This window comes from Aeromonas caviae, from assembly GCF_000819785.1.
Classification (GTDB): domain Bacteria; phylum Pseudomonadota; class Gammaproteobacteria; order Enterobacterales; family Aeromonadaceae; genus Aeromonas; species Aeromonas caviae.
This window is the reverse complement of record NZ_CDBK01000052.1, coordinates 1-24,883: the sequence shown is the minus strand read 5'-3', so window position 1 is coordinate 24,883 and position 24,883 is coordinate 1. Positions and strand designations below refer to the sequence as shown.

At 60.2% G+C, this 24,883-nt stretch carries 18 protein-coding genes and 1 pseudogene; all 19 read left to right on the top strand.

What is annotated here, in order from left to right; all coding sequences use genetic code 11:
• The coding region (locus tag BN1120_RS20695; RefSeq protein WP_042015690.1) for an AAA family ATPase at positions 1–765 on the top strand (765 nt) is incomplete at its 5' end.
• Positions 766–767: 2 nt separating this feature from the next.
• On the top strand, positions 768–2,306 hold the full coding sequence (vasH, locus tag BN1120_RS08880; protein ID WP_042015689.1) for a sigma-54-dependent transcriptional regulator VasH: 1,539 nt from the start codon (positions 768–770) through the stop codon (positions 2,304–2,306).
• On the top strand, positions 2,306–2,911 hold the full coding sequence (gene vasI, locus BN1120_RS08875; protein WP_042015688.1) for a type VI secretion system-associated protein VasI: 606 nt from the start codon (positions 2,306–2,308) through the stop codon (positions 2,909–2,911). The genes vasH and vasI overlap by 1 nt, the downstream gene beginning before the upstream one ends.
• Positions 2,912–2,919: 8 nt before the next feature.
• Entirely contained in the window at positions 2,920–4,365 is a 1,446-nt protein-coding gene (gene tssA, locus BN1120_RS08870; RefSeq protein ID WP_042015756.1) for a type VI secretion system protein TssA, read from the top strand.
• Positions 4,366–4,406: 41 nt separating this feature from the next.
• Positions 4,407–7,892, top strand: a complete 3,486-nt coding sequence (gene tssM / locus BN1120_RS08865; RefSeq protein ID WP_042015685.1) for a type VI secretion system membrane subunit TssM — start codon at positions 4,407–4,409, stop codon at positions 7,890–7,892.
• A gap of 46 nt (positions 7,893–7,938) precedes the next feature.
• Entirely contained in the window at positions 7,939–9,369 is a 1,431-nt protein-coding gene (locus BN1120_RS08860; RefSeq protein ID WP_042015684.1) for a VasL domain-containing protein, read from the top strand.
• Positions 9,370–9,626: 257 nt separating this feature from the next.
• Positions 9,627–9,914, top strand: a complete 288-nt coding sequence (locus BN1120_RS08855) for a type VI secretion system PAAR protein (protein ID WP_017411057.1) — start codon at positions 9,627–9,629, stop codon at positions 9,912–9,914.
• Between the two features lie 10 nt (positions 9,915–9,924).
• Positions 9,925–11,970 carry a type VI secretion system Vgr family protein gene (locus tag BN1120_RS08850; RefSeq protein ID WP_042015682.1) on the top strand — a complete coding sequence of 682 codons (2,046 nt, stop codon included), beginning with the start codon at positions 9,925–9,927 and terminating at the stop codon, positions 11,968–11,970.
• 9 nt (positions 11,971–11,979) lie between these two features.
• Entirely contained in the window at positions 11,980–14,538 is a 2,559-nt protein-coding gene (locus BN1120_RS20425) for an N-acetylglucosaminidase (protein ID WP_052455407.1), read from the top strand.
• Between the two features lie 3 nt (positions 14,539–14,541).
• Positions 14,542–15,339, top strand: coding sequence for a hypothetical protein (locus BN1120_RS21230; protein WP_145983756.1), 798 nt, complete (start codon positions 14,542–14,544; stop codon positions 15,337–15,339).
• A 599-nt stretch (positions 15,340–15,938) separates the two neighbouring features.
• Positions 15,939–17,072 carry a hydrogenase 2 small subunit gene (gene hybO / locus BN1120_RS08840; protein WP_042015681.1) on the top strand — a complete coding sequence of 378 codons (1,134 nt, stop codon included), beginning with the start codon at positions 15,939–15,941 and terminating at the stop codon, positions 17,070–17,072.
• Between the two features lie 2 nt (positions 17,073–17,074).
• Entirely contained in the window at positions 17,075–18,100 is a 1,026-nt protein-coding gene (gene hybA / locus BN1120_RS08835; protein WP_042015680.1) for a hydrogenase 2 operon protein HybA, read from the top strand.
• Positions 18,093–19,280 (top strand): Ni/Fe-hydrogenase cytochrome b subunit, encoded by a 1,188-nt coding sequence (gene hybB, locus BN1120_RS08830; protein WP_042015679.1) that lies wholly within the window; start codon positions 18,093–18,095, stop codon positions 19,278–19,280. Before hybA ends, hybB begins: the two co-directional genes overlap by 8 nt.
• Complete coding sequence (gene hybC / locus BN1120_RS08825) at positions 19,277–20,980, top strand: hydrogenase 2 large subunit (protein ID WP_042015678.1); 1,704 nt, start codon at positions 19,277–19,279, stop codon at positions 20,978–20,980. The genes hybB and hybC overlap by 4 nt, the downstream gene beginning before the upstream one ends.
• Complete coding sequence (locus BN1120_RS08820; protein WP_042015677.1) at positions 20,980–21,510, top strand: HyaD/HybD family hydrogenase maturation endopeptidase; 531 nt, start codon at positions 20,980–20,982, stop codon at positions 21,508–21,510. Before hybC ends, BN1120_RS08820 begins: the two co-directional genes overlap by 1 nt.
• The gene (gene hybE / locus BN1120_RS08815) at positions 21,492–22,046 is read left to right on the top strand and encodes a hydrogenase-2 assembly chaperone (RefSeq protein WP_042015675.1); all 555 of its coding nucleotides are present in this window, start codon (positions 21,492–21,494) and stop codon (positions 22,044–22,046) included. The genes BN1120_RS08820 and hybE overlap by 19 nt, the downstream gene beginning before the upstream one ends.
• 104 nt (positions 22,047–22,150) lie before the next feature.
• Complete coding sequence (locus BN1120_RS08810; RefSeq protein ID WP_042015674.1) at positions 22,151–23,770, top strand: ABC transporter substrate-binding protein; 1,620 nt, start codon at positions 22,151–22,153, stop codon at positions 23,768–23,770.
• On the top strand, positions 23,755–24,765 hold the full coding sequence (locus tag BN1120_RS08805) for an ABC transporter permease (RefSeq protein ID WP_042015673.1): 1,011 nt from the start codon (positions 23,755–23,757) through the stop codon (positions 24,763–24,765). Before BN1120_RS08810 ends, BN1120_RS08805 begins: the two co-directional genes overlap by 16 nt.
• Positions 24,755–24,883: pseudogene (locus BN1120_RS21225) on the top strand (ABC transporter permease); the annotation flags it as partial. The gene BN1120_RS08805 and the pseudogene BN1120_RS21225, both read left to right, overlap by 11 nt.

Here is a 24,883-nt window from a genome sequence, read left to right as displayed (position 1 = left end):
CCGAGCGGGGTCGGCAAGACCGAAACCGTGCTGCAGATTGCCGAGCTGATGTTCGGTGGTCGCCAGTACCTGACCACCATCAACATGTCCGAGTATCAGGAGAAGCACACCGTCTCCCGCCTGATCGGCTCGCCGCCCGGCTACGTCGGTTTCGGCGAGGGGGGCGTGCTGACAGAAGCCATTCGCCAGAAGCCCTACTCGGTGGTGCTGCTGGATGAAGTGGAAAAAGCGCACCCGGATGTGCTTAACCTCTTCTATCAGGCGTTCGACAAGGGCGAGCTGGCGGACGGGGAAGGGCGCATCATCGACTGCAAGAACGTGGTTTTCTTCCTCACCTCTAACCTCGGTTTCCAGACCATAGTCGACCATGCCGAGCAGCCCGACGTGCTGCTGGATGCCCTCTATCCGGAGCTCGCCGCCTTCTTCAAGCCGGCTCTGCTGGCGCGCATGGAGGTGATCCCCTATTTGCCGCTGGGTCACGATACGCTAGTACAGATCGTGGGCGGCAAGCTCAACCGGCTGGTCAAGCTGCTCAAGGAGCGCTTCGGCGCCGAGGTGGTGCTGGACGACGAGGTGGCAGAAGAGATCCTGCTGCGGGCCAATCGCAGCGAGAACGGCGCCCGCATGCTCGAATCCGTCATCGACGGTGCCCTGCTGCCACCGGTCTCCCTGCAACTGCTGCAACGCCTTTCGGCCGGTGAACCCATCAAGCGCGTCCACTTTTCCGTGGCCGATCACCAGTTCGTGGCCGAGGTGGGGGCTTGAGTATGGAGCAAGCCCTCGCATTTGCCCTGGCCCTCACCGCCCAGCGCGATGAGCCGCACCTGTGCCACTGGTGGAGCTCGACCCTTCATGCCAGCTTCCAGCCCAGGGGGCTGCTGCTCGGCATGCTGGATGTGAGCGGCCGTCAGCTGGAGTGCCAAGGCTGGGTCAGGGGGAAGGAAGTGGCGCTGGGGCTGGCGGTGGACGATTTTTCCCACCCGCTTGCCTATGTGCTGCACAAGGCCCAGTCCCGCACCTGGGACTCCCTCTACGGCGGTGCCCGCATCGAGCACGCCGGTTTTCGCGCACTGCTGGCCAACCTTGGCCAGCAGTGCGGGCTGCACGCGTATCCGCTGCTGGATGGCAACGGCAAGCCGTTTGCCGTGCTGGCCCTGATGGATGAAGGGGAAGTGCTGCGGGCCTGGGCCGACGGCCCCGAGCTGGCCCAGCTCTCCCAGGTCTTTTGCAACCAGCTCACCCTCATTCGCGATCTCGGTCGCAGCCGGCGGGATCAGGGTGTACTGCGCGACTCCCTGCGCCAGATAAAGGGGGAGGGGGAGCGGCTGCGTCAACACGAGAAGCTGCTCGGCGATCAGCTGGTCGGCCAGTCGGCGGTGATCCGCGGGCTGCGCGAGCAGATAAGCCAAGCCGGCCAACACAAGCTGACCGTGCTGATCCAGGGGGAGACCGGCAGCGGCAAGGAGGTGGTGGCACGGCTGGTGCACCAGTGCTCCGATCGCGCCAACAAGCCCTTTGTGGCCATCAACTGCGCCGCCATCCCGGAGAACCTCATCGAGAGCGAGCTGTTCGGTTACCAGAAGGGGGCCTTCTCCGGCGCCCTTGCCAACAAGACCGGGCTGGTGGCTCAGGCCAACGGCGGCACCCTGTTTCTGGACGAGGTGGGGGACATGCCCGCCGCCATGCAGGCCAAGCTGCTGCGGGTGCTGGAAACCCGCAGTTACCGGCCGCTTGGGGCCGAGCAGGAGTATCACTCCGATTTTCGCCTCATCGCCGCTACTCATCAACCGCTCACCCGTCATGTGGAGGAGGGGCAGTTTCGGGCGGACCTCTATCACCGCCTCTGTCAGTGCCTGCTGCTGATCGCCCCCCTGCGCGAGCACATGGATGACGTGCCGCTGCTCTGTCAGCACTTCATGGCCCAGTTTGCCGCCCAGGATGGCAAGACGCTCGCCGGCTTGCAGCGCAAGTTCTTGAAACAGCTGCAGACCTATGACTTTCCCGGCAACGTGCGCGAGCTGCGCAACCTGCTGGAGGTGGCCTGTGCCCATACCCGTCACGGGGAGGAGGTGGGGCTGGAGGCGCTGCCGCCGGAGCTGCGCGAGCGGGTCTGCGTCGAGTTGCCCAGCACCATGGACGATTACAACCACATCCGCGATCTGCGCCGGGCCATGCAGCAGTACGAGGCTTCCGTCATCGAGGCGCGGCTGCGCCACTTCCAGGGCAATCGGATGCTGGTGGCCGAGAGCCTCAACATTCCCAAGCGCACCCTGGATCACAAGTGCCAGAAACTGGAGGTGAACTGATGAGCATCCTCGGCTTGTTACCGCTGCTGCTGGCCACCAGTGCGGCCGAGGTCCCGCTGGACATGGCGCGCTGGCAGGTCTGCCGGCAGGAACCCTCACCGCTGGTGCGGCTCGCCTGCTACGACGCTATCGGCAATGGCGCGGCCAGTGTCGCCGAGGGAACTGCACCCAAGTCGGCGGCCTGGCAGGCCATCTGGGCTCAGGAGCAGGCCCGCACGCCAGCGAGCGCCCCCTTCCTGCTGCAGAGCGACGCTGGCCGTGGCAGTGAAACCCTGACCCGCCCGGCACTGCGCGGGGCGACGCTCTCCATCGGCTGCGTCGACAGCATCACCCATATCCGGCTGCGGCTGGATCAGCCCTGGAGTGGCGAGAAAGTGCAGGTCGAGCTGGATGGTCAGCCGAGTGCCGGCTCCCAGAGCTGGTTTATCCGGGATCAGGGTCTGTTGCTGGAATATGGCCGTGGTCTGCCCGCCATCGAAGAGCTCAAGCGCTGGCTGGGCCATCGCGAGCTGCAGGTGCGGGCCGACAACGGTGCCCTCTTGCGGGTCGATTTGAGCGGCCTGAAAGAGGCGCTGGCACCGCTGCGTCAGCAGTGCCGCTGGTAGGGGGGAAGATGAGCTATCAACACCCCTGGTGTGTACGCCTGCTCACCAGCCTGCCGGATGAACAGATAAGAGGTGCGGTGCTGGCTGACGAGCCGCGCTGGGACTACGTGGAAACCGAACTGGTCAAGCTGGGATCCCTCGCTCACAGCCAGGTCGATCTCAATGCGGTAGCCGAGGCGTGCCTCGGCTTGCTGGAGAGCCGCACCAAGGACATGCGGGTGCTGGCCCAGCTGCTGCGCTGCCTGCAGCACCCGGCCAAGGCGACTCCCCTGGGGGCGGCGATCAGTCTGCTGGAGGCCTGGATCCAGGCTTACTGGCTGCTGGCCTGGCCCGGCAATGCCAGCCAGAAGCAGCGACTGATGGTGCAAATCGTCAAGCGCTTCGAAGGGGCCCTGCCGCGCATTTGTGAGAGCGCTTCGGCGGCCGAGCTGGCCCAGTTGCTGGCTCAGGCCGAGCAACTGGAGCGTGTCTGGCTGGCCCAGTGTCCCGACAAGGGGGAGCTGCTCGACCCGTTGGTGATGGGGCTGAAGCGGGCCCATCGCCAGCAGGTGGCACAGGCCGAGGCCAATGCGGCAGGGCAGCCCCAGAGCAGCTGCGCTGCGGCAGCGGGCTCCCCGGCCTCGGTGGCATCGACCGCCAGCGGTACCGGCGCCATGGTGCTCAGCGGTGGTGGCGGCAGTGCCGCCGTCGACATCGACAGTTCCAACGATCGCGCCTGGCGCCAGACCCAGCTCAAGGTGGCTGAGCTCCTCATCGAGCGTCAGCCTGATGCCGCGGTTGGCTATCGGCTGCGCCGTTACGCCGTCTGGTCCGGGATCACGACGGTCCCCATGAGTGGGGCGGGCAATAAAACCCCGCTGGCGCCCATGTCGGCGGACATGGTGGACGAGTATCGCGCCGCCATGAACGCTCCTGATCAGGGGCTCTGGCAACGCATCGAGCAGAGCCTGACACTGGCGCCCTACTGGTTCGAGGGGCACAGGCTCTCGGCAGAGGTGGCCCAGAAGCTCGGTTTCGGAGCGGTGGCCCAGGCGATCGCCGAGGAGCTCGGCGCTTTTCTGCAGCGCCTGCCGGCCCTGCGGGAGCTCGCTTTTAGCGACGGCTCGCCGTTTCTCTCCCCCGAGTGCAGCCGCTGGCTGCAACCGGCCAAGGGCGGCAGTGTCGGCAGTGGCGAGGCGGGGCTGGCCGAGGAGGTAGCCCAGCGCTACGGCGAGCAGGGGGTCGCGGCGGCGCTTGCCCTGCTCGATGAGCGGATTGCGCAGTTGAAAGAGCCAAGAGATCGCTTCCACGCCTTGCTGGTGCAGGCGGAGCTGTTGGCGCAGGAAGGCATGGAGGCGCTTGCGCGCCAGCACTATCAACACTTGTGGCAAGAGGCCAGTCGCCTTGGGTTGTCGCACTGGGAGCCCGGGCTGGTCAACCGCCTGGAGAGCCTGGCGGCGCCGTTGTCGAAATGAATGCCGAAATGAGTCATTGAGTCGGAGTTGGATCACATTTTATGTTCAAAACCATTTTTACTTTTCTGCGGCAACAGCTGCCGAAATTGAAACCCTCCTGGCCCCTGCTCGGTGCTGTGCTCTGGGTGCTGGCTCTCATTCTGGTGTGGTGGCTGGGGCCTCGTCTCGAGGTGCGCGGCGCCAAGCCGTTCGAGCCGCTGTGGGGGCGGGTGGTGTTCACCCTGCTCTGGCTCTGGCTGCTGCTGGGAGTGGTCTCCTGGCGGGTGTGGCGCAAGATGCAGCAGCTCAAGGCCGAGCGTCAGCACGAGGTGGTGCAGGAGCAGGACCCGGTCAAGGGGCTCATCGACAGGCAGGCGCTGTTCCTCGATCGCTGGCTGCAGGCGTTGAATACTCATCTGGGCAAGGGTGCGCTCTACGCCATGCCCTGGTATCTGGTACTGGGCCTGCCCGGCAGCGGCAAGAGCAGCCTCATTCACCGCGCCAACCCGGCCAACAAGCTCAACCCGAGACTCGACACCGAGCTGCGCGACGTGGCGCAGGATCAGCTGGTGGATTGCTGGTTGGGGGAACAGGCTGTGATGCTGGATCCCGCCGGTGTGCTGCTCTCCCAGAGCGAAGCCGAACTGGATCCGCAGTCGCGCAAGCATGAGCGGCTCTGGCAGCATCTGCTTGGCTGGCTCAATGAACACCGTCGTCGTCAGCCCCTCAACGGACTGGTGTTGACCGTGGATCTGGCCTGGCTCTCCCACGCCAGCGTGGCCGAGCGCAAGGCCTATGCCCAGTTGATGCGCTCGCGCCTGCAGGAGGTGTCGGCCACCATGAATACCCGGTTGCCGCTCTATGTCACCTTCACCAAGCTCGATCTGCTGCGCGGCTTTGACGTTATCTACCAGCAGCTCGACAAGGAGGCCCGAGAGGCCGTGCTGGGGGTGACCTTCAAGCCGGGCGCCGACTGGCAGCAGGATCTGGCCCTGTTCTGGGATCAGTGGGTGGACAACCTCAACCAGAATCTGCCCGAGCTGATGCTGAGCCGGCTCGATGCTGCCCAGCGCAACGCGCTGTTCTCGTTCGTGCGCCAGCTGGCGGGCCTCAAGGATTACGTGACCAGCCTGCTGGCCGAGACCCTGGCCATCGAGGAGAGCAAGCCGCTGCTGGTACGCGGGGTCTATGTCAGCTCCGTCTATCAGCAAGGAGTGCCGTTCGATGCGTTTGCCCAGGCGGCCTCCCGCCGCTACAACCTGCCAGAGCCCATCCACTCGGCCCTGCGCGGGGAGTCCAACACCTATTTCGTGCGCCAGCTGTTCTCCTCCATCATCTTCCCGGAGGCCCATCTGGCCGGCGAAAACCGGCTGCACACCCTCTATCGCCGGCGCCGCATGGCCATCGGCCTCAGCTGTCTGTCGCTCTTCTCGGCCGCCCTCATCGGTGGCTGGCACTACTTCTACCGGGTCAACGAGGAGGCGGGCCGCAACGTACTGACCAAGGCCCAGGCTTTCATGGAGACCAACGAGGTGGCTGATGCCCACGCCTTCGGGGTGAGCCAGCTGCCGCGCCTCAACCTCATTCGCGAGGCGACCCTCTCCTTTGGCAACTACCGGGAGCGCATGCCGCTGGTGGCCGACCTCGGCCTCTACCAGGGGGACGAGATTGGTCCTTATGTGGAGGGTTCCTACCTGCAACTGTTGAGCCTGCGCTTCCTGCCGGCCCAGATGCAGGGGTTGCTTGAGGATCTCAACCAGGCACCTGCCGGCAGCGAGGAGAAGCTTGCCATCCTGCGGGTGATGCGGATGCTGGACGATGCGTCCGGTCGCAACAAGGAGCTGGTGGCGCAGTACATGGCGAGCCGCTGGCAGAAGGCCTTCCCGGGGCAGGGGGCGGTGCAGGAGCAACTGATGGGGCACCTGGACTATGCCCTCGATCACACTAACTGGTATGGCGCCAGGGTCGAGCGGGATCAGGCCGCCATCACCGCCTTCGTGCCGTTCAAGGAGCCGGTCTACGGTGCCCAGCGCGAACTCGGCAAGCTGCCCATGTATCAGCGGGTCTACCAGAACCTGGTGGTGAAGGCGGGCGAGGTATTGCCGCCGGATCTCAACGTGCGTGACGAGGTGGGCCCCACCTTTGACACCGTGTTTGCCCTGCGCAGCGACAACGCCGGCCAGGTGCCCCGGCTGCTGACCTGGCCCGGTTTCAACGACTTCTTCCTGAAACAGGACAAGGCCCTCATCGATCTCACCGCGATGGATGCCTGGGTGCTGGGCCAGCGCAAGCTGAGTCAGCTGAGCGAGGCCGATCGCAAGGAGATCACCCGTCAGGTCAACGACCGTTACGTCACCGATTACGTCAACCAGTGGCAAAAACTGCTGACCAATCTGGACGTGCAGACCCTGGAGAGCCCGGAGCAGGCGCTGGACGTGCTCGCCGCCATCACCGGCAACGATCAGCCGTTCCAGCGGGTGCTGGCCTCGCTGGATGACAACACCCGCATTCGCAAGATCTCCGATGTGGAAGGGGATCCGGCCCAGGCCATCAGCGCCCGCATCGGTCGCCCCTTTATGGCCACGAATGGAGTATTGGCTGGACGTGGCGAGCAGGGGCCGCTCATTCAGGAGGTCAACCAGAAGCTGGTGGAGCTGCAGCACTACCTGGAGCTCATCGTCAACGCCACCGAGCCGGGCCAGTCTGCCTTGAAAGCGGTGCAGTTGCGCATGACCAACAAGTACGCCGATCCTGTGTTCGCCCTGCAGCAATATGCCCGCAGTCTGCCGGCCCCGCTCGATCGCTGGGTGGGTCAGCTCTCTGAGCAGAGCTCGCGGCTGGTGATCGATCTTGCCATGTCTTCCCTCAATCAGGAGTGGCAGGACAAGGTGCTGACCCCCTTCAACAGCCAGCTGGCCGGGCGTTATCCGTTTGATCCAAGCTCGAACAAGGACGTGCCCCTCTCCGAGATGGAGCGCTTCTTCGCGCCTAACGGGACGCTGGACAGCTTCTATCAGGTCAACCTCAAACCCATGGTGGAGAGCGGCCTGATGGAAGGGGAGTTCAGCTCGCCCATCCAGGCCGAGCTGGTCAAGCAGCTGGACCGTGCGGCCCGCATCCGTCAGATCTTCTTCAGCCAGCAGGGCAGCTTGGAGGTGCAGTTCGCCCTCGAGCCCATCGAGCTCACCGCCAACAAGCGGCGCAGCGTGCTGAACCTGGATGGCCAGCTGCTGGAATACGCCCATGGCCGTCGTACCAAGATCCCGCTGGTGTGGCCCAACACCATGCGCGACGGGGCCGAGAGCAAGATCACCCTGGTGCCGGCCGCCCGCGAGCGCTCACCACGCAGCGAAGGCTTCGTCGGCCCCTGGGCCATGTTCCGTCTGATGGACAAGGGGGAGCTGACCCAGGTCAATGACGCCACCTTCGATGTGCGCTTCCCGGTGGATCAGGGGGCCATGACCTATCGCGTCTATACCGACAGCGCGCAAAACCCCTTCACCGGCGGCCTGTTCAGCCAGTTCAGACTGCCCGAATCCCTCTATTGATCGCGTCGGGGGCACGTTGTGCCCCCTTCCTGCGTTGGAAGTCCATATGTCACAGAATCAACAAGGTCAGCAGGCCCTGAAAGTGGGGCGCGACCCCAGGATGTTGCCGGAGTACGAGGCGCTGCGGGCCGAGATCAACAAGCTCAGCCACGCTTCACGCCCCGAGGTGGACTGGCAGCGGATCCATCAGCTTGCCAGCCTTATCTTCGAAAAACACGGGGTGGATCTGCAGACCGCCATCTACTTCACCCTGGCCCGTTCGCGCCTGCAGGGGCTCAGCGGTTTTACCGAAGGGTGCGAGTTTCTCGCCAACCTCATCGTCACCCAGTGGGAGAGCTTCTGGCCACCGGTGCATCAGGAGCGGGCCCGCATCGAGATGCTCGACTGGTTCATTGCCCGCATCAGCGACGTCATTCGCCAGTATCAGATCAGCCACGAGGACAAGCGGCTGATCTATCGCTGCGAGCGGGCGCTGCAGCTCATCAGCGAGAAGTTGCACAACGCGGATCTGAGCCGCATTCCCCGGGTCGAGAATCTGGTGCACTTCATCGAGGGGTATACCCACCTGTTCGATGAGACCGAGATCGTCATCGTTTCCGACGAGCCGGGCCTCAAGGAGGACCTGCAGATCCCGCCCATGGTGTTCTTCAAGTCAGACATGGAGAGTGATCACGGCAGCACGGTTTCGGCATCGACCCCGCACCTGCCCCAGGGCAGCATTCTGGTGGGGCGCGAGAAGGGGCAGGTCAAGCCCACCGTGCTGAAGATTGAGCAGCACCGAAGGCAGCGTCCCGCCTGGTTCTGGTTTGGTTGCGGCCTGCTCAGCTGCGCCCTGCCGGTGATGGGGTGGCTCGGCTGGCAGCAACATCAGCAGGAGAAAACCGTGGCGGCCCAGCGTCTGGTGCAGCCGGCCGCCGAGCTGCCCCGAGCCCTCAGCTATGACGACATTCGTCAGGCGCGCATCGTGCTGGGGGAGCAGACCCTGCAGAACATGGAGAGCGATCTGGTGGCCCGCTACCAGAACCAGTTGACCCGGCTCGAGCAGACGTCGCCGCTCTACTGGTATCGCTACGGCGAGGGGCTGCGCAACTCGCTCTTGATGCTCTATCCCGACTCGCTGGCGGTCAAGGCGCTGGACAAGCAGTGGCAGGCGCAGCTTGGCGGCCAGCAGGGGGATGTCATCAGCGTGCCCACCTACCTGGATGCCCGCGCCGGGGTGGATGCCCTGCTCGATCAGCTGCTGGAGCTGGAGCGCCAGCGCAAGACGGTGACCATCTCCTACCTCAAATCCCAGCTCTACGAAGTGCAGAAGAACCTGATGCAGAACATCCCGTTCAGTCTGCGCCTCGGTGAACTGGAGGCGAGAAAAGCCTCCCAGGAGCCCATCACGGCTGCCGAGCTCAAAAGCCTGGAAAATGATCTGAAAGCGCTCAACATCCGCCTCTATCAGCTGCAACAGGGCGTTTCTGGTAGCTGAAAATGCTGGGCTGAGCAAAAAATTGCGCAAGGTGTGGTGGGTTTGACTGACAAGGCAAGGTTTGCCGGGAAACTTGCCCTGTCTTGCGCAATGGATTGCAGCAGATTGGTCTGATGCCGCGATCTTGAATCGTAATTAACTGATTTTTAATGTGATTGTGGGCGACTTTGCCATGGCATGGAGGCTGCTGGGTCGCCGCTTCAACTGTCTCTGCACCAGGCTGCGCTTGCACCATGGTTGCCCCACGGAGAATCCAGATGTGTCCTTCTATTGCATTGCTCGGTGACATCGGCACCGACCACGATGGTTTCCACCCATCCCCCGTGATTGCCGCCAGCCCCGATGTGTTCCTCGATGGCAAGCCGGTGGCCCGGCAGGGTGATCCGCTGGCTCCCCACGACAAACCCAACAATCCACCTCATCCGCGCAGCATCTCGGGCGGCGTCGGCTCTGTGCTGGTCAACGGCAAGCCCATCGCCGTGACCGGTACCGCCGTCGGCTGCGGCGGCGTGGTGATTGGTTCAGGCAGCGGACAGGCAGGTTAAGGAGCGCTTCATGGCAGACAGCACAGGATTACAATTTACCGTCAAGGTGGGGGCCCTGCCCGAGAGCACCTTCGTGGTGGCCGAGTTTGCGCTGGATGAGGCGTTGAACCGGCCGTTCAGCCTGCGCCTGGAGCTGGCGAGTGCCCAGCCCGACATCGACGTTGGCGCCGTGCTGGACCAGCCGTGCGAGCTGCTGGTGTGGTACAACGGCGAGCTGCAGCGTCGGGTGTGCGGGGTGGTCAGTGACTTCGCGCAGGGTGACAGCGGTTTTCGCCGCACCCGCTATCAGTTCATGGTGCAACCGGCCCTGTGGCGGCTGTCACTTCGCCAGAATTCCCGCATCTTCCAGTCGCAAAAGCCCGATGAAATCCTCAGTATTCTTTTGCAAGAGCATGGCATCACCGACTATGCCTTTGCGCTCAAGAATGAGCACACCAAGCGGGAATACTGTGTTCAGTATCGGGAGAGTGACCTCGATTTCGTGAACCGCCTCGCCGCCGAAGAGGGGATGTTCTACTTCCACGAGTTTGAAGCGGGCAAGCACCGCATCGTGTTTGCCGACGATGCGGCGGCCCTGACTGCCGGCCCCGAGCTCTTCTTCAATCTCGGCAACCGTTCCCTCGAGCAAGGCCCCTACGTCCGTCAGTTCCACTACCGGGAGGCAGTGCGTCCGAGCGATGTGGAGCTCAAGGACTACAGCTTCAAGACGCCGGCCTATGGCCTCTCCCACAAGAAAGTGGGGGCAGAGCTTGCGCATCAGCGCGATACCTACCAGCACTTCGACTATCCGGGCCGCTACAAAGCGGACCCGAGCGGCAAGGCCTTTGCCCAGCACCGGTTGGATGCGCTGCGCAACGATGCGGTGGCGGGCCAGGCTAAGTCCAACTGCGCCGCCTTACTGCCGGGCCAGACGTTTTCACTCACCGAACACCCCAACGGCAGCCTCAACACCGACTGGCAAATCGTGCGCATTCAGCACACCGGCTTGCAGCCGCAGGCCTTGGAAGAAGAAGGCGGCAGCGGCCCCACCGTCTACCACAACGAATTCGGGGTGGTGAAAGCCAGCACCACCTGGCGGGCTCGCATCGGCAGCCCGGAAGCTCCTCACAAGCCGATGGTGGATGGCCCGCAAATCGCCATGGTGGTGGGCCCCGAAGGGGAGGAGATTTACTGCGACGAGCACGGCCGGGTGAAGCTGCAATTCCCGTGGGACCGCTATGGCAGCTCCAACGACCAGAGCTCCTGCTGGGTGCGGGTCTCTCAGGGCTGGGCCGGGGGTCAGTACGGCATGATGACCATCCCGCGCATCGGCCACGAGGTCATTGTCTCGTTCCTGGAGGGGGACCCCGACCAGCCCATCATCACCGGTCGCACCTACCACGCCACCAACCGGCCGCCCTACGAATTGCCAGCCAACAAGACCCGCACCGTGCTGCGTACCGAGACTCATCAGGGGGAGGGTTTCAACGAACTGCGCTTTGAAGACCAGGCGGGGCAGGAAGAGATTTACATCCACGGTCAGAAAGACCTGAACGCGCTGATAGAGAACGACGCCGCCTGGCACATCAAGCACGACCAGCACACCGATATCGACAATGAGCGGGTGACCCGCATCAAGGCCAACGATCACCTGACGGTGGAGGGCGAGAAGCGTGACCAGATAAAAGCCGACTACTCGCTGACGGTGGATGCCAGTTTGCACCAGAAGTTGGGGCAATCCCTGCTGGTGGAAGCCGGTCAGGAAGTGCATATCAAGGTGGGCGACAAACTGGTGCTGGAGGCGGGTTCTGAAATAACCCTCAAGGGAGGCGGCAGCTTTGTGAAAGTGGATCCTAGCGGCATCAAGCTGGTGGGCCCCGCCATCAAACTCAACGCCGGCGGCAGCGCAGGCTCAGGCTCTGGCTGGGGTGGCAAGGCCCCCGTGGTTCCCAAGGGGGTAGAAGTGGTCAAGGCTCCCGAACTGGTTGAACTCATCAAAGCCATTCCCACCGAGAAAGCGATGGAGGCGCTCTTGAAAGAAGAGAAGCCCGGTGCGTTTTACCTCTTTTCTGAATAAGGAAACAGCATGAAGTTTGCATTTCCCATCCTCACTGCCACAGGGGAAGAGTTCAAGGACGTCAAGGCACTGACGGCGCTGATCAATGGCGAGCAATCGGGTCACTATCTTCTTGGCAATCACAACAAATGGCATGGCGGCATTCATATCAGCGACAAGAGTGCTCCTTGGTGCAAGGATAAGTACCCTGTCAGAGCCATGGCCGATGGCAAGGTGGTGGCCTTCCGGATGATGAAGGATTACCTGACCTCTGAATTTCAGGGGGAGTCCTTGCGTTATTCCAACTGTTTCTGCCTGGTACAGCATGAATATTGTGAAGTGAATGCAGAGACCAAGGCGAAAAATGAGTTCACCTTCTACTCGCTCTATATGCATCTGCTGCCTTGGGATCAGTACCAAAGCACCGAGAAGCTGGTACTGAAGAAGGGGTGGAATGCGCGCAATTCCGTTCCCCATGCCAATCCCGATGCCGAGCAGCAGCGTGTTGATGCAGCCTTGCCGCGCTTCACGCTACCTAAAGATACCGAACTGGAAATGGACAGCAGTGTGCCATCCCAAAAGGGGAATGTCGGGGGCAAGGTGTATGACTTCATCAAGGTGATCATCAAGAGTCAGCTGTCCAATACCCAGATGAAAGAGGCTGAGAAGGCCGGTGTTGTGGTCAGTCAAGGGAGTTCGGTCTGGATCGCCAATAGCCCGGAAGCAGTGACCTTTATCAAGCCTAATGTGCCAACCTGGCTATTCGATCAGATAGAGGCGGAACTGCTGACTAATATGGTTGGCCGTGCGGATCCTGGAGTTGATGGGCCTACAGGTCGTCCGGTGGTGGGAAAGAAAAGTGTTTCTCTGCCTGCCGGTACCAAGTTGCAGTATGATGCACACCAACTCGAATTCCATTGGGATGGTGACAAGGCGCACAAGATGGCCAGATGCAAATATGTGACGCCGAGTGTGGACAGTGTGCCAAGTAGTTGTGGTGTCGCCTGGGTATGCGTCGAAGACAAATATATCGAGGCAAATACGCTTCCTCCCTCCCATCTTGGCGAACTCTATGTGTTGCCATCTCCCGTGGCCATTGCCGCAGGTGAGACCATAGGCTATCTCGGCTTGGTGGAAACGCCAGGCTCTCTGATTGGAGGCAAAAAGAGTAAGCATCAAGTTCATCTTGAGGTGTTCACCCAGGATCCCCGTCTTGATGATGTGCTGGCCAACAAGGCGGGAACAAGAGGTGGTGCTACCTATGCCAAAGTCCCTGCGGAACTCGTCTTATACGAGAAGAAAAAGCAGGATGGTAAAGATCTCTGGGTGGCAACCGGTGACAAGAGTCTGGAAGCGCTGGTTGAATCACCAACGTTTGAAAAAGATGCCACCAAGCAGGAGTGGGTCAGCATTTCGTCAGAAAAATATGTCAAGAAAGAGCAAGTGGAGCTATTGAGCCAGCATGACTGGCTTAAGATTGGCTTTAAAAAGGTCGATGGTTCAGGATCAGATGGTTATCTGGACCCAGATGCGCCGCCTACTTTCTTTACCGAATTGGTAAACAGTTTCGATACCGACAAGAGCGGTGAACTTAGCAGTGAAGAGATACAGACCGCGCTGCAAAATAGCAGCAATGCAGAGCAACTTCACAAACTTATTGTCAAGCATCCCAGCGAGTGGTATGAAAAATCGTCGGCCAGCAGTTATCTGTGGCTGGAAAAACTGATGGCTAAAATTGGCTTGCCTGATTTTGACCTGCTGGTGGATCACGAGAAACAGCGTATCGATAAGCTGGAGTGGATGCAGAGTGCTGCTAGTTTAAAGATTGGTCCTAATATTTATCACATTTACCCCATAGCTATTTATGGAAAGAAAAAAGATCGATTTGTAGTAAACTATACGCACTATAGGTATCCACTATCGTATGCACTGGATAAACAAATGGCAATCCCTTCCCAGTATGCCCCCAAAGTAGGAAACTATAAGATAGCAAGTCGAAATGAAGTGTTGGTGAATCTAACTCCAGACGATGACGTAACTAAAGATTCTATCTATCAATTTCTTGATCTGTCTAAGTATTCTGAAGTTTCAGATGATGAAATAAATAAATTTTTGTTTGGTCAAGGAGTTTTGGAAGGGAAAGGTTCTGTTTTTACGTCTGCAGCTAAAAAATATAATGTCAGTGAAGTATATCTTGTTTCCCATGCATCACTAGAAACTGGTCGAGGGACATCAGGGTTCGCACGTGGAAAAGAATTTAACGGAATTAAAGTTTATAATATGTATGGAATTAATGTTAGAGATGATAAGCCTTCACTAGGCACAAAGTATGCGTTTGATAAAGGATGGGATTCTATTGATAAAGCAATAGATGGAGGGGCTAAATGGATCTCTGATAACTTTGTTAACCATCCTAAATACAAACAAAATACACTCTATAAAATGCGTTGGAACCCCGCATCACCAGGTGAACATCAGTACGCTAGCGATGTTCTGTGGGCCAAACATCAAATACCTAACATGAAGAAACGATTTGATATTTTTCCAGATGCCGTTCTATACATAGATGTTCCTGTTTACGAGGAGTGATTGGTGAAAAGTATATTTTATCTTGTTTTTTTACTACTTTCTTTCAGTGCTCAATCCGAGTGTGAAAAAATGAGTTTTTCGAGTGTTGATACTGACTATGAAGGCGTGAACTATGGTCTTTCAGATGTCATTGTGACCTCGAAAGGGAGAACTTTTTTTTATGATTTCCCACTCGAAAAATGTAAATCAAATAAAGTTTTCATTATTGATGGTGATAAAGCTGTATCATATGCATCATATAATGGCTTCCAATATATAAATTATTTAGATAGAAATGGAATAGTACATGCTGGATGGGTTAAATCACCTCGCATCAGCAAAGATAGCATATCGACAGATAAATTAAATGTGAGAGAAGGTGATTTCTTTGTAGATTTCAATGGTACTGAAATACATATTGATAATAGTTACAGTGATATAGCATGGTTGTTTGACAATCTCACTGAAATAGATAATGGGAATAAACATATAGATTTATTTAGAACTATAAATGGGGTTGATTATAAGTTTTATCAACACGATTTTGATCCTATATATATAGAGTCATCTAATCTTAACTATGATAAAATAAAAAGAGATTTTGATGATTACAGAATAACTAGGATTACCCTCAAGAGCGATATAGGGTTTAGCAGTAGGGGGATTTTTGTTGGAAGTAAAATGCTTAACGTCCTAAAAGTATATGGTAAGCCTTCAGCGATACAAGATGGTGATTTAATTTACTATTATGATAATAAATCAATACGTTTCATCGGCTCAGAAACCGTTAAGCAAATAGATATTTCAATAAACCCAGTATGACATGGAGTTATTGACTGACTGTACAGATCTAGTTATCACCTGACACCGGCTTCAGCCGGTGTTTTCTTGTGTCATCATGGCTTGGGAGGCCAGCCTGGTCTGTACAACGAGGATGGGTTTCGTGCGAAATGGTAAGCGTTCCTGCTGGTGATTCAGCCACTTTCTGTAGTCCTTGAGCTTGGCTATTAAAGTACCGCGCTTGATTAATTTATTTCTGTTTTGGCAAGAGATGAAGGACTGAGTGGTGGCGCTATGTACGCTGCAACACCTATTGATGAAGATGAAATGCTGAAATAACAGGGCCGAAAAATAAATTCTGTGACAATGCTTTCATTTTTATAATTTCATGTCGAAAACAAAGACGTAATTTATATGGTGTTAATTAGGTTTTTCTTGAAATACCTCTTTGTGGGTGTTTTTGGGGCTCGGCAAATAATAAATGCATGTGGTATATAGCTTTTTTAATTTCATTCTCCAGTTCGACAGAGGCATTAATAGGGTTCAACTTGATGGAGATCAACATAAAGGGGGAGGGGGAGGCATAGCATTCCCGCAATTAAGCATTTGTCAAACAATGCTCACTGACGGGAATAAGAAGAATGGTCGAGGATACTTTTTTATCGGCTCATGGAATTAATCGCCGTGACTTTATGAAATTGTGCGCCGGGATGGCCGCAACCCTTGGATTAAGCCAAAACGCCGTCGCCAAGATGGCCACCGCGCTCACCAGCCCCGAGCGGCCACCGGTGATCTGGATTGGGGCGCAGGAGTGTACCGGTTGTACCGAATCGCTGCTGCGCGCCACTCATCCCACCATCGAGAACCTGATCCTCAACACCATTTCGCTGGAGTACCACGAGGTGCTCTCGGCGGCCTTCGGTCATCAGGCCGAAGAGAACAAGCACAATGCCATGGAGCGCTACAAGGGCAAATATGTGCTGGTGGTGGATGGTTCCATCCCGCTCAAGGATGGCGGCATCTACTGCATGGTGGCCGGTGAACCCATCGTCGACCATATTCGCCGCGCCGCCAGTGACGCGGCCGCCGTCATCGCCATCGGCTCCTGCGCCGCCTGGGGCGGGGTGCCCGCCAGCGGCGGCAACCCGACCGGCGCCGTCAGCCTGGAAGAGGCCCTCGGCAACCTCGGCACGCCGATTATCAATATCCCGGGCTGTCCGCCCAACCCCCACAACTTCCTCACCACGGTCGCCTACTACATCACCTACGGCAAGCTGCCGGCGCTCGATGCCAAGAAGCGGCCGCTGTTTGCCTATGAGCGGCTCATCCACGAAAACTGCGAGCGCCGCCCGCACTTCGACGCGGGGCGTTTTGCCAAGGAGTTTGGCGACGAGGGTCACCGTCAGGGTTGGTGTCTCTACCACCTGGGCTGCAAGGGGCCGGAGACCTACGGCAACTGCTCGACCCTGGAGTTCTGCGACGTGGGCGGCGGCATCTGGCCGGTGGGCATAGGCCATCCCTGCTACGGCTGCAACGAGCAGGGAGTGGGGTTCAGCAAGGGGATCTTCCAGCTCGCCAAGGTGGAGAATCCCACCCCGCGGGTGAACAAGCCCGACGTGGCCATTCAGGAGGGGGGGCACATGTCGCCCACCGCCACCGGGCTTATCGGTGGTGCGCTCGGGGTGCTGGTCGGGGTGAGCCTGATGACGGTGCGCGAGCTCGGTCGCCAGCAGAAGCGCCATGAAGCCGGGCAGCACACCTCACGGGAGGAGTGACCGTGAACAGACGCAACTTCCTCAAATTCGCCTCCGTCGGTGCGCTGGCGGCGGGCACCACCGTTTCCGGCACTGCCCTGGCAGCGGCCGAGAACAAGCCGCCCATTCCCGGTGCGCTCGGCATGCTCTACGACTCCACCCTCTGCATCGGCTGCCAGGCCTGCGTGGCGGAGTGTCAGCGCCTCAACGGCAACCCGGCCAATCCGGCCGGGGAAGCAACCTGGTCCAACAACGACAAGCTGAGCCCCTACACCAACAACATCATTCAGGTGTGGAAGAGCGGCACGGGTGAGCACAAGGATCAGCTGGTGGATGGCTATGCCTACATCAAGAAGCAGTGCATGCACTGTGTCGATCCCAACTGCGTCTCCGTCTGCCCGGTGCAGGCGCTGACCAAGGATCCCAAGACCGGCATCGTCCATTACGACCCGGACGTCTGCACCGGCTGCCGCTACTGCATGGTGGGCTGCCCGTTCGACGTGCCCAAATATGACTACGACAACCCGTTCGGGGCGATCCACAAGTGCGAGCTCTGCAACCAGAAGGGGCTTGAGCGCATCGATCAGGGCAAATTGCCCGGCTGTGTCGAGGTGTGCCCCACCGGCGCCGTCATCTTCGGCACCCGCGAGGCGCTGATGGCCGAGGCCAAGCGCCGGCTGCTGGCCACCCCGGGCAGCGAATATGCCTACCCGCGCCAGACCTTCAGCGCCAACGATCCCTACCTGCATGAGGTGCCCAACTACCAGCCTTACGTCTATGGCGAGAAGGAGGGGGGCGGTACCCAGGTGCTGGTGCTGGCCGGGGTGCCCTACACCAAGCTCGACATGCCTGACTTGCCGGAGCTCTCCTCCGGGGCGCGCTCCGAGCACATCCAGCACACCCTCTACAAGGGGATGGTGCTGCCGCTGGTGGTGCTGACCGGGCTCTCGGTGCTCATTCGCCGCAACACCAAGGACCATCAGGATGGCGACGATCATGACTCGCACGCGGGCCATGACAAGCAATCGGGAGGCAAGGATCATGAGTAATCACAAGGCACATCCGCTGGGGGGCAGGCTGGTCAGCTGGCCGGTCATGGTGCTGGCGCCGTTCGTCATCCTGTGCGGCATGCTGATCCTCAAACGCCTCATCTTCGGGCTGGGCTCGGTCACCGATCTGAACGGGGGTTATCCCTGGGGGCTCTGGATCTCCTTTGACCTTTTGATTGGCACCGGTTTCGCCTGCGGCGGCTGGGCGCTGGCCTGGGCGGTCTATGTCTTCAACCGGGGCGAGTATCACCCCCTGGTAAGGCCGGCCCTGCTGGCGAGTCTGTTTGGCTACTCGCTGGGGGGCCTCTCCATCACCATCGACGTGGGGCGTTACTGGAACCTGCCCTATTTCTACCTGCCCGGTCACTTCAACACCTCTTCGGTGCTGTTCGAGACGGCGGTCTGCATGACCATCTACATCGGGGTGATGGCGCTGGAGTTTGCCCCCGTGCTCTTGGAGAAGTTCGGCTGGAAGGCCTCCATGGCGCGGCTCAACAAGATCATGTTCTTCATCCTGGCGCTGGGGGCCCTGCTGCCCACCATGCACCAATCCTCCATGGGCTCCTTGATGATAGTGGCGGGTGAGAAGATCCATCCGCTCTGGCAAAGCTATGAACTGCTGCCGGTTTTCTCCTTGCTCACCGCCTTCATCATGGGCTTCTCCATCGTGGTGTTTGAAGGCTCCCTGGTGCAGGCGGGGCTGGCGGGGCGCGGCCCCAACGAGAAATCGCTCTTCTACAAGCTGACCCAGGTGATCGACATCTTCCTGATCCTGTTCGTGGCGCTGCGCTTTGCCGAGATCGTCATCAACGACAAGTCGGAGTACCTCTCCCAGTGGAATCGCTATGCCTTGATGTTCTGGAGCGAGATCGCGCTGATGATCTTCCCGCTGCTGGTGTTCCACTGGGACAAGAGCCGCCGCGATTCGCGCATGTTGTTCCTGGGAGCTCTCAGCATGCTGCTGGGCGCCGCCCTCTGGCGACTGGACTACTCCCTGCTCGCCTTCAACCCCGGCAATGGCTACCACTACTTCCCCTCCGCGGCGGAAGTGCTGATCTCCTTGGGCTTCGTCGCCATCGAGGTGTGTGCCTATTTGCTGCTGATCCGGCTCTTGCCGGTACTGCCATCACTTGAACGTGTTCACCAAGATTATCAGGCCCGAGGGAAAGCCAACGTATGAGCCAACGTATCACCATAGACCCCATCACCCGCATCGAGGGTCACCTGCGTATCGACTGTGAAATCGAAGGCGGCGTCGTCACCAAGGCCTGGTCGTCCGGCACCATGTGGCGCGGGATGGAGGAGATCGTCAAGGGCAATGATCCGCGCGATGCCTGGATGATAGTGCAGCGCATCTGCGGGGTATGTACCTCCATTCACGCCATCGCCTCGGTGCGGGCGGTGGAGAACGCCATCGGCGCCAAGGTGCCGGTCAACGCCCAGTACATCCGCAACCTCATCATCGCGGCCCATAACATCCACGATCACATCGTCCACTTCTATCAGCTCTCCGCGCTGGACTGGGTGGACATCACCGCGGCCCTTGAGGCCAATCCGCAAAAAGCGGCGGACATGCTCAAGGGGGTATCGACTTGGTCCCTCAACAGCGTCGACGAGCTGACCAAGGTGCAGGAGAAGATCCGCGCCCTGGTGGCGAGCGGCCAGCTCGGCATCTTTGCCAACGGCTATTGGGGCCACAAGGCGATGAAACTGAGCCCGGAGGTGAACCTCATCGCCGTGGCGCACTACCTACAGGCGCTGGAGTGCCAGCGCGATGCCAACCGCATCGTCGCCATCCTCGGCGGCAAGACGCCCCACATCCAGAACCTGGCGGTGGGCGGGGTGGCCAACCCCATCAACCTGGATGCACCGAGCGTGCTTAACCTGGAGCGGTTGCTCTATGTGAAGAGCTTTATCGACCGGCTCGGCGAGTTCATCGAGCAGGTCTACAAGGTGGATGCCGCCATCATAGCCGCCCACTACCCCGAGTGGCTGAACCTGGGGCAGGGGGCCAAGCACTACCTGAGCGTGCCGGAGCTGCCCACCGACGGTGACGGCGGCAGCTTCCTGATGCCGGGTGGCTACATCGAGAACGGCGATCTGGCCGGCTATCGTCCCATCGAGAGCCATCAGGATGCCTGGTTGATGGACGGCATCGCCGAGAGCAACAAGCACGCCTGGTACAAGGATGACGCCCCCCTCAAGCCCTGGGAGGGCAAGAGCGAGCCCAACTACACCGGCTGGCAGGATGACGGCAAGTACTCCTGGGTCAAATCCCCCACCTTCTACGGCAAGGTGGTGGAGGTGGGGCCGCTTGCCGACTTGCTGGTCAAGCTCGCCGCCAAGCACCCGGAGACGGTGGCGCATTTCGATCAGCTGAACGGTCTCTACAAGACACTCACCGGTTCAGCGGTCAAGACCGAACAGCTGCACTCCACCCTGGGCCGCATCATCGGCCGGGCGGTACGCTGCTGCGTGCTCAAAGACACCTTGTCCCATCAGTGGAAGGCGCTGGTGGACAACATCGGCAAGGGGGATGTCAGCGCCTACATCAAGACCGAGATCCCGGCGGACAAGGAGTTTCGCGGGGTGGGCTTTGAAGAGGCGCCGCGGGGCATGCTCTCCCACTGGGTAGTCATCAAGGGCGGCAAGATCGCCAACTATCAGGCGGTGGTGCCATCGACCTGGAACTCGGGCCCGCGCAACTTCAACGACGAGCCCGGCCCCTACGAGCAATCCCTGGTGGGCACCCCGGTGGCCGACCCCGCCAAGCCGCTGGAAGTAGTGCGCACTATCCACTCGTTCGATCCCTGCATGTCCTGCGCGGTGCACGTGGTGGATACCCAGAGTGGTGAAACAACTCAGGTGAAGGTGCTGTGATGAACACCCTGATCCTGGGCGTGGGCAACCTGCTGTTGAGTGACGAGGCGGTGGGCGTGCGGATCGTCGAGGGGCTGGAGCGCGACTACCGCTTCGCCCCCGGCATCGAGCTGCTCGATGGCGGCACCGCCGGCATGGAGCTGCTGGAAGCCATGGCCAGTCGCGACCACATCATACTGGCGGACGCGGTGCGCAGCGGCAATCCACCGGGTACAGTGGTGACTCTGAAAGATGAAGCGATCCCGACCCTGTTCGGTCGTAAGATCTCCCCCCATCAGCTGGGGCTGGCGGACGTGCTCTCGGCGCTGCACATGACGGGGGAATCCCCCAGGCGGCTCACCCTGATCGGGGTCGAGCCCGCATCCCTCGAACCGCGCATCGGCCTCACCCCTGTGGTGGCGACTGCGCTGGGGGAGGCGACGGATCGGATCCTGACCCTGCTGGCCAGTGTCGGTGCCCCAGCCATCCCGCTCTCTGAGCAGGAGAAAGCTGAACAAGCGCGGGAGGGCACATGGCGCAATCCATTGTGAACGAGGTTGAGAGAGTGCCGGAAATATTACCGGAGACGGCGCAGGAGTTCGCCGGTTTTGCCGCGAATCCCGCGCCTCTGCTGGTAGCCCAGTATGAGCGGATCGCGCAGCAAGAGATGCAGGTCCTGCCCTTCTATCACCCGGCCATGCCCATCGTGGCGGAGTGCACCCTGTTTGAAGGGCAGTGGCTCGGCTGCGTGCTCACCCCCTGGATGCTGAGCGTGGTGGTGCTGCCGGGGCCGGATCAACTCTGGCCGGTGCGCAGCAGCAGCGAGCGGCTCGCCCTGCAGCTCCCCTGCGGCAACATGACCTTTATGGTGGGTGAATTGCCCGAGACGGGGCAGTTGCTGGCTTGCTCGCTCATGTCCCCCATCGACCCGCATCTGGGGGCCGACGAGGGGCGTGCGCTGGTGAGCAGTACCCTCAAGATGTTGCTTTCGCTTCCGGTGCAGCAGGGGGAGGGCGGCGTGAACTTGAGCCGGCGCCGCCTGTTCGGTGCCCGTCGCGGCCTGGGACTCGGCGCCACCGAGTCCTAGGCCCCAGGGCGCATCCGCCATAGTTCGGGGCCCCTGTCGGCCCCCTCGTTCGATGTATCGCCCGGCGCCCCTGTGTCGGGTGGTTCAGATGGATAAGGAGTCTTATGATCATCCCCCGTCATCCCCGCAGTCAGGTTCGCCTTTATGGCGCCCCTGTGGTTGCCACCCTCCTGCTGGCCCTGCTATCGGGCGGTTTTTCTACCATGGCGCTGGCGGCCCAGCCCGTCCCCGCCGAACTCAAGCTCGCCATCGGCAGTGAGCCCACCGAAGGGTTTGACCCTCTGCTTGGCTGGAGCCACGGCAGCTACCTGCTGCTGCACAGTCCGCTGCTCAAACAAAACGCCGATCTCAGCTGGCAGAATGTGCTCACCCAATCGGTGACTCCGAACCAGGATGGCAAGGGGTGGCTTATCCGCCTCAAGCCGAACCTGACATTCTCCAACGGCGCGCCGCTTACCGCGGAGGATGTGGCCTTTACCTACAACAGCGCAGCCAAGGGTGGCGGCAAGATCGACATGGGCAACTTTGTCTCGGCCAAGGTGCTCTCGTCCACCGAGGTTGCCATCACTCTTAGCGCTCCCCAGAGCACCTTCGTCAACGTGCTGGGATCTTTGGGGATAGTGTCGAAGCAGGATTACGACGCAAAAGCTTACGCCCGCCATCCGGTCGGTGCCGGCCCCTACCGGCTGGTGAGCTTCCTGCCCGGTCAGCAGCTGGTGGTGGAGGCCAACCCCCATTACGCCGGCGGCAACAATGATTTCAAACGGCTGGTGTTTGTCTTTATCGACGAGGAGAGCGCCTATGCCGCCGCCCAGAGCAACCAGCTCGACTTGGTGCGCATTGCCCCGTCACTGGCGCCAACCGTGCCTGCTTCCCTCAAGCTGTGGGTGCGACCGAGCGTGGAAAACCGCGGCATCGTCTTCCCCATTCCGCCAGCGGGCGGCAAGGATGCCAAGGGGTATCCCATCGGCAACGACGTGACCTCGGACGTGGCGGTGCGCCGCGCCATCAACTACGCCATCGACCGCAAGCTGCTGGCCGATCAACTGCTGGAAGGGCACGCCATCCCCGCCTACAGCGCGGTGGAAGGCCTGCCCTGGCTGAATAAAGCCACCGCCTTCAAGGATGGGGATGCCACCCACGCCAACGCCCTGCTCGACGAGGCGGGTTGGAAGATAGGCAGTGACGGCATTCGCCACAAGGGCTCCCTGCGCGCCGCCTTTACCCTCTGGTACACCAGCGGTGACAGCACCCGCCGGGATCTGGCGGAAGCGGTGCGCGCCATGCTGGGGCCCATCGGTCTTGAGGTGAGCCTCAAGTCCGGCAGCTGGGAGCAGGTGGAGCGGGAGATGCACGCCAATCCGGTGCTGATGGGGTGGGGGAGTCTGGATCCCATGGAGCTCTATCACCACTACCAGAGCGGCTCCGGTGGCGTGGAGTTCTACAACCCGGGTTATTACAGCAATCCGGTGGTGGATAGCCACCTCAAGCAAGCGCTGGATGCCCCGAACTGGCAGGCGGCCGTGCCGTTCTGGCAGCAGGTGGAGTGGGATGGCAAAACCGGCGCCGGAGTGCAGGGAGATGCGGCCTGGGCCTGGCTGCTCAACGTGCAGCACACCTATCTGGCCAATCGCTGTATCGACCTTGGCAAGGGGGCGCCGGAAATCCACGGTAGCTGGTCACTGCTCAACAACCTGCAGGATTGGCGGTGGACGTGCCGGTAAGTTCGCCCTTGAGTCATGCAGGTTATCTGTTGCTAAAAGCCCTGCTGCGTCTGGCAGGGCTGTTATGTCTGGTCTCGGTCGCCACCTTTGTGCTGCTGAGCTACTCCCCCATCGATCCCATCAAGGCCTATATCGGCAACGATCTGCTCCATGTACCACCCGAGCAGTACGCCCGCATCGCCGCCCGCTGGGGGCTGGATCAGCCGCTCTGGCTGCGTTACTGGCACTGGTTTAGCCAGGTGCTGCAGGGGGATCTCGGCTACTCCATGCTCTATAACGCGCCTGTGGGGGAAGTCATAGGCCAGCGCTTTGCTGCCTCTTTCCTGTTGCTGGCGGGCGCCTGGCTGCTCTCCGGCTGTTTCGGGATTTTGCTGGGCCTCTGCGCCGGTCGCTATCTCAATCACTGGCCCGATCGCCTGATTTGCCGCTTTGCCTACCTGCTTGCCTCCCTTCCCACCTTCTGGGTCGGCCTGTTGCTGCTCGCCCTGTTTGCGGTGCACTGGCCTTGGCTTCCGGTCTGCTGCGCCTGGACGCCGGGGCTCGCTGCCGATGAGGCGGATTGGGCCATGCGGTTGCGTCATCTGTTGCTGCCGGTCACAACCCTAGCCCTGCTGGGGCTTGGCAATATCGCCCTGCACACCCGGGCGCGGGTAGCCGAGGTGCTGGCGAGCGACTTTATTCGCTATGCCCGCGCCCAGGGGGATGGCGGCTGGCCCATGCTGCGCTTTCACGTGCTGCGCCATGCCCTGACCCCGGCACTCTGCCTGCAGTTTGCCTCGCTGGGTGAGTTGATTGGCGGATCGCTCTTGGCAGAAAAGGTCTTCTCCTATCCGGGGCTCGGTCAGGCCACCGTGGATGCAGGGCTGCGGGGCGATATCCCCCTGCTGATGGGAATCGTGCTCTTCTGTACCCTGCTGGTCTTTATTGGCAACACGGTGGCGCGGGTGCTGCTGGCCCGCATCAACCGCGGCTGGGAGGGCGATCATGATGTTTAATCCGCTCCCCTCCTTGCTGCGGCTGGGCTTTGCGCTGATCTGCCTGCTGCAGCTGGCCACTTACGGCTGGAGCCTCTCTCATCAGGATGTGCCGATGGATCTGCTGGCGCGCCAGCAG

Bases quoted from the DNA above. Each gene is read 5' to 3' on its own strand.
- tssM (WP_042015685.1), top strand. From the start codon at position 4,407: ATGTTCAAAACCATTTTTACTTTTCTGCGGCAACAGCTGCCGAAATTG.
- BN1120_RS08855 (WP_017411057.1), top strand. From the start codon at position 9,627: ATGTGTCCTTCTATTGCATTGCTCGGTGACATCGGCACCGACCACGAT.
- tssA (WP_042015756.1), top strand. From the start codon at position 2,920: ATGAGCTATCAACACCCCTGGTGTGTACGCCTGCTCACCAGCCTGCCG.
- hybE (WP_042015675.1), top strand. From the start codon at position 21,492: ATGGCGCAATCCATTGTGAACGAGGTTGAGAGAGTGCCGGAAATATTA.
- vasI (WP_042015688.1), top strand. From the start codon at position 2,306: ATGAGCATCCTCGGCTTGTTACCGCTGCTGCTGGCCACCAGTGCGGCC.
- hybB (WP_042015679.1), top strand. From the start codon at position 18,093: ATGAGTAATCACAAGGCACATCCGCTGGGGGGCAGGCTGGTCAGCTGG.
- BN1120_RS20425 (WP_052455407.1), top strand. From the start codon at position 11,980: ATGAAGTTTGCATTTCCCATCCTCACTGCCACAGGGGAAGAGTTCAAG.
- vasH (WP_042015689.1), top strand. From the start codon at position 768: ATGGAGCAAGCCCTCGCATTTGCCCTGGCCCTCACCGCCCAGCGCGAT.
- BN1120_RS08860 (WP_042015684.1), top strand. From the start codon at position 7,939: ATGTCACAGAATCAACAAGGTCAGCAGGCCCTGAAAGTGGGGCGCGAC.
- hybO (WP_042015681.1), top strand. From the start codon at position 15,939: ATGGTCGAGGATACTTTTTTATCGGCTCATGGAATTAATCGCCGTGAC.
- BN1120_RS08850 (WP_042015682.1), top strand. From the start codon at position 9,925: ATGGCAGACAGCACAGGATTACAATTTACCGTCAAGGTGGGGGCCCTG.
- BN1120_RS08820 (WP_042015677.1), top strand. From the start codon at position 20,980: ATGAACACCCTGATCCTGGGCGTGGGCAACCTGCTGTTGAGTGACGAG.
- BN1120_RS08810 (WP_042015674.1), top strand. From the start codon at position 22,151: ATGATCATCCCCCGTCATCCCCGCAGTCAGGTTCGCCTTTATGGCGCC.
- hybC (WP_042015678.1), top strand. From the start codon at position 19,277: ATGAGCCAACGTATCACCATAGACCCCATCACCCGCATCGAGGGTCAC.